The organism is Thermoflexus sp. (assembly GCF_025055495.1).
Taxonomy (GTDB): Bacteria; Chloroflexota; Anaerolineae; order Thermoflexales; family Thermoflexaceae; genus Thermoflexus.
The window spans coordinates 1-4,195 of record NZ_JANWXB010000334.1; the positions used below are offsets into that span (position 1 = coordinate 1).

A 4,195-nucleotide genomic window follows, 5' to 3' on the forward strand; every position below is an offset into this window, starting at 1 on the left:
CCGCCCCCAAAGGCCCCAGGAGGAAACGAACCATGTAGCTCCTACATTCGTATAATGCCCCGGCGAGCCAAGTCCTCCAGATCCATCGGTTCGACACCGACGCCCTTCAGGATCTCCACCGTGTGTTCCCCCAGGCGAGGAGGAGGGCCTATCGCGATGAGCCGCTGGCCCTCCAGCGTAAATGGCAAGCCGGGAAGCTCCGCCTGGAAAGCAGGGGCGAGGTCGGCTAGGGACCGGATGGCTTCCTCCGGCTCCAGCACCGGTTCCAGGCAGGCATCGATCGTCTCCCGGAGCGCTTCCCATTCCTGCCGGGTCCGGCTCCGGAACAGCGCTGCCACCTCCGGGATCAGCGCCGGGTCGAAGATGCGGGGGATCCACTCCGGATGTCCGACCGCTTCGCAGAACGCTTGCCAGAAAGCGGGCTCTAAAGCCGCCAGCGCCATAGCTCCCCCATCCGCTGTGACGTAGACCCGATAGCATGGCAAGGCGCCGTTCAGCGGCATCCCCTCTCGGGCCGCCGGAAGTCCCGCCCGATGGACCCCCCAGAAAGGCTGCATCCAGGTCACCACAACTTCAAAGATGGAGGCGTCCAGGATGACCCCCTGGCCGGTCCGTTCGCGATGAAGGAGGCCGGCCAGCACGGCGATCAGCAACGCCATCGCCCCACCAAAATCGGCGACCGGCACAGCGGGCGGAACAGGAGGACCCTCCCGCGGTCCGCTGAGCCCCAGGAAGCCTGCCAGCGCCAGATAGTTCAGATCATGCCCGGCCTGTTCCCGCCAGCGGCTGCCCCTTCCATAGCCAGTGAGGGAAGCATAGACCAGACGAGGTTGCTGGTTCAGGAGGAACTCCGGAGCCAGGCCCAGTCGGGCCATCACTCCCGGCCGGAAGCCCTCCACCACCACGTCAGCGGATCGAACCAGGCGGAGGAAGAGTTCTCGGCCCTCGGGCTGTTTCAGATCGATGGCTACGCTTTTCTTGCCGCGATTCACTGCAATAAACCACGCCCCCAGCCCCTCCACGAAAGGGGGCATCTCCCGGAGCCAGTCCCCTCCGGTGGGGGGCTCCACCCGGATGACCTCCGCGCCCATCGCGACCAGCCATTGCGTGGCGAAAGGCCCCGGCAACAGGCGGGTGAGATCCAGCACCCGGATCCCGGATAAAATCATGGGGCTCCCTCCTGGAGTGAGAGCCTATACGAAAACGGCCGTGCTCAACGACCGCCGGATGGGGATGCCGTGGGAATGGCCCCTTCCCCAGCAGGATGGGCTGCCTCTGGCGACCTTGCCTGCGCCCCCAGTCCACGGAGCCGCGGGGGAAAATAAGGAACGCCAGGTGCAACTTCCGAGCCCTCCCGAAGGGGGGAGGGGCCTGGCCCGCTTTCCTCACCGAAGGCGCTTGGATCGGACTCTCCGCCTGAAGTTACACATGGCGCAAGGATCCTGCAGGAGGGGCAGCGTGCCGCCCCTCCCGGGAGAACCTTGAACAAGCGCTATAGGTTGTTAGCGGAACAGATCATGCATGCGCTCCCGGACAAGCTCGCGGGCGGAGCTTTCCCGTGGGGTGAAGGGAACACCCCGGATCAGCACGGCGGGGATGCCTTCGGCCGCCTGGCCCATCAACAGGGTCGCTGCTGAGGCCAGCAGATCCCCCAGAGCGACCTCGGTGTGCTGCAGGATGTAGCCAAAGAGATCCGGACGCCCTCGCCAGTCTTCCAGCGCGGGGAGGCCGCTGACCCCGATCGCCACGCCGATCACCCCCTTTCGGTGCGCTCGGCCGTGGCTATCGGCGATGACCACGCCGACATCCACGCCGAACCGCTGTCGGATCCCTTCCCGGATCCGACGGGCGGAACCATCAGGGTCCTCTGGCAGGCGCAGCACAATCTCCTCCCCTTCGGGGGCCACGTTGGAGCGATCCACACCCGCGTTGGCGCAGATGAACCCCAGGCGGTGCTCGACGATGATCAATCCCGGCCGCGTTCGGAGCACCACGGCGGTGTCCCAGAGAATGACCTCCAGCAAACGGGGATCTTTACCCGTGATCCGGGCCAGCTCCAGCGCATGCGGCGAAGGGGTCACTTCGGAGAGACGAACGAAACGACCTTCGGCTTTCGAAACGATCTTCTGGGCCACCACCAGCACATCCCCCTCCTGCGCTCCCCCCCAGCGGCGTAGCGCCTCCGCCAGCAGAGCGACCAGATCATCCCCAGGCCGAATAATGGGCAGCCCTTCTAATGGAAACAACGTGATCGGTTTCATTGTCCCCGGATCAAAGATCTTTTGTTTTGTGGGTGGGGAAGGCCGGCTTCGAAATCCCTGTAATCCGAATCCCTGCGCCATGTCCTTTATAGCGGATGTTGAGTCCGATCAGCACCGCGGTGAGCCCTTCTACGATGGAGGCGTTCGCCAGGGGGCCCGCGTCATAAGCAGTGAATCCAATGGCTTCAGCCAGGGCGATGACCCTCGCTTTGGCCTCTCGATGATCTCCTACCACCAGCACATCACAGTCAGGGATCTCATCCAAGTTGTGTAAGTGTAGATGAGAAATATTATGAAATGCTCCCACCACCGGGGTTTCCGGGCCCAGGATCCGTTGAGCCTCTGCGGTCGCTGAGCCATCCGGCGGCGGAGCGTAACGGCGGGGATTGCTGGGATCCAGCGGGACCACCACATCAATGATCAGCTTGTGGGCAAGGATGTCCCGAAGACTCTGCAGGATCGATGCATGGCCTTCGTAAGGAACCGCGACGACCACTACCTCACCCTGGGCCGCGGCCTCCGCGTTCGAGAGGCCAATGAGCTCTGCCCCAGGAACCGTCCCACGCAGGCGCTCCGCCGTGTGGCGAGCCCGCTCCGGATCCCGCGATCCAATCACGATCGGGAAACCCACCCGGGCCCAGCGGAGCGCCAGTCCAGAACCCTCCTTTCCAGTCCCTCCCAGAACGGCAATACACGGACGGGAATTCATCGAACGCCCCTCCATTGGCGTGGAAAGTTGTTCAGCTTCCCCGGGATCCGAGGAGCCACGGGGAAATTTTACATGTAAACTTGTGCGGTGAGCTCTATCAGGATTTGCGAAGCGACTGCCAGCGCTTTGAACATCCGGCCCGGATTCCCTCAGGGAAAAGACCGAGTATAATTTTAGGAGCTACGCAGTTCCTTATCCCCTGGGGCTTTTGAGGGCCGGGGTCATCCCGCTTCGCTTAGCCGGCTCCCGACTGCGTAACTCCTAAATGTTTGTTAGGAAGGCAGGACACCTATCGTTGAACATCAAACGGAAGGCCTTATTCTTGAATTCTCCCCTCCCCACGGCTTAAACGGCTATGGGGAAGGGCAAGGGGAGAGGCCTTTCCACCGGGCGGAAACGACCTATCGCTCCATTTCAGCGGTAGGCTGCGCACGGGCTGGCTGGAATGTTTCAGGCGCTTTGGAAGCCACAATCTAAACAGGAGGTGCCCGTATGGCACAGGACAAAGATCTGGGAGATCTGGAGGCTTTCTTTCGTCGCCTGGAATCCGACCCGGAGTCCATTGATGCGGAAACGCTCGTCGGAGCATTCCGGGCGATCCGCCGCTGGATGCTGATCTCCGCCATGCGCCTCCAGATCCTGGAGGAACGGATGGCGGAGCTGGAGGCGGCCCGCCGTCGGCTGGAAGAGCGCATGGCGCAGCTGGAGGCGGCAATGGAGGCATTGCAACGGCGTCATGAAGAGAGCGAAGCCCTTCTTCGGCAGATCCTCACGCGCAATCTCTGGTGGGATCTCGCGCGAGGGGAGATGCCTTTGTTTTCCTCGAATTGACAACCAGGGCGCGCGGGATGGATCTCCGTTGAGATAAGGTGGAGATTCCCTCCACGAATATGTGGAGACAAAACATTTTGCGGGTGGAGGTATGGGGCCGAAGGCCTTCGGCCCCACACCCCCCAAACTCTCTCTATTCCCTGCCGCCCCTTGGGCGACGGGGAGAGGGAGAAAGAGGAGAAAAAATTGTTGGCTCATGTTCAGAACGCGTGCCGCTGGCTGGGTCCAATGGCAGGGGGCGGGCAGGGGTTGGAGGGAATGGGGCGGGGGGGGTCGCCCCCACCCCAATCCCACCCAACCATACGAAAACCACACACCCACCCCCCGAGCAGCGGGGGGTGTGGGTTGATAAGGAATGGGAAGGGGCCCGATCCCCCCAACGGGCGGGTGGCAC

At 62.9% G+C, this 4,195-nt stretch carries 4 protein-coding genes; 1 reads left to right on the forward strand and 3 read right to left on the reverse strand.

The features are described 5' to 3' along the window. Window positions 1-41: 41 nt before the first annotated feature. The 3 genes from NZM16_RS10650 to npdG form a co-directional block, all read right to left on the reverse strand. Window positions 42-1,169: a CaiB/BaiF CoA-transferase family protein gene (locus tag NZM16_RS10650; RefSeq protein WP_295480312.1), complete on the reverse strand. Its 1,128-nt coding sequence runs from the start codon at window positions 1,167-1,169 to the stop codon at window positions 42-44. Between the two features lie 333 nt (window positions 1,170-1,502). Beyond that, a complete protein-coding gene (cofE, locus tag NZM16_RS10655; RefSeq protein ID WP_295451221.1) occupies window positions 1,503-2,261 on the reverse strand; it encodes a coenzyme F420-0:L-glutamate ligase in 759 nt (252 codons plus the stop codon). 10 nt (window positions 2,262-2,271) lie between these two features. Next, complete coding sequence (npdG, locus tag NZM16_RS10660) at window positions 2,272-2,970, reverse strand: NADPH-dependent F420 reductase (protein WP_295451224.1); 699 nt, start codon at window positions 2,968-2,970, stop codon at window positions 2,272-2,274. Window positions 2,971-3,462: 492 nt separating this feature from the next. On the opposite strand from npdG, the gene NZM16_RS10665 reads away from it, so the two are divergent. Continuing rightward, the gene (locus NZM16_RS10665; protein ID WP_295451227.1) at window positions 3,463-3,801 is read left to right on the forward strand and encodes a hypothetical protein; all 339 of its coding nucleotides are present in this window, start codon (window positions 3,463-3,465) and stop codon (window positions 3,799-3,801) included. Window positions 3,802-4,195: the final 394 nt, after the last annotated feature.